The sequence below is a fragment of the Lactiplantibacillus garii genome, assembly GCF_003885105.1.
Classification (GTDB): Bacteria; Bacillota; Bacilli; order Lactobacillales; family Lactobacillaceae; genus Lactiplantibacillus; species Lactiplantibacillus garii.
The window spans coordinates 1-1049 of the sequence record NZ_QWZQ01000113.1 but is presented as its reverse complement, the minus strand read 5'-3'; the positions used below and the strand labels follow the sequence as shown (position 1 = coordinate 1049).

Sequence of the window (1049 nt, the reverse complement as noted above, 5' to 3'; positions counted from 1 at the left end):
GTGTTATACAAAAAGGGGAGCGGATCCAAAAATAATAATGTGGATTTTATGTCCATAACTGAATTACGGAAATTTCGCGAATCTAAAGTTGGAATTTCCAGAGATCTGTTGAATAGCTTAAGAACTAATATGAAAAAATATTTTGAAAAAGTACCCGAATTCAAAGTGTTTCCCCTAGAGGATTACACGGGAAAAATGAAAACACTAGATGATAGATTCTTATGGAAATATATGGCAAAGCAGCAACTCAACATATTTTATGATAATAACGTTGAGCGTGCCCGCAATATTGCAACTAACTTAGCCAGACAACTAAAGGCGAGTCCGACGATACAAGCTAATCAGATCCAAATTAAACTTTCAGATCATGCATGTCCCGGTTTAAATATTCAAATTATCCAAGATGATTACGGAAGCGAGGAAGATGCGTATGAAATTAGTGGTGAAGAGAAAATAATTCAACATATCACCGTTCAAAAATTTCATCAATTTGAGGATGGACACGAATTATCTGATATCACAATGGACAGTAAAATCAATAAAGTTGCCCAAGAATTGGTAATTAAGCAAGATCTAGTGAGTCAGACTTTGACGCCCGTGACGGGAGATTTATTAGATACGACAGCTAAGTACGAGTTTTATAATTTTAGGTACATTAAAGAAAAACCACTCACTATTCAAGTTGCGAAAATAAGCTTTCAAACTGATAGAAAATTCAGTATTAAAAGTGAGCAAGTTGTTTTAGAAAATGAATCTCAAAGTGAACTATCAGTGATTTGTCACCGAGTCTATCACTACGTTTTAAATGGGCCTAAACGTAGTGCAGCTAATAAAGAATATCGGTGGAAAACGGTTGCTGGAGTTATCAGTTCTGGTGAAGGGTTAGTAGCCATTCAAAATGTTGAACGTCAAACGCTACCAGACTCCGAGTGGTTGTTTGATCAGTTAGTAACGGATAACCCTGAGAAACAATTTGATGTGAGAGAACTAGGTCGTGTACTGAAACAATTACAGTGTAAACACGGTGTTGAAGATGAGTATAGTGAATT

1 protein-coding gene is annotated in these 1049 nt (G+C 35.8%); it reads left to right on the top strand.

What is annotated here, in order from left to right:
• The coding region (locus D1831_RS14475) for a hypothetical protein (RefSeq protein ID WP_158610680.1) at positions 1-1049 on the top strand (1049 nt) is incomplete at both ends.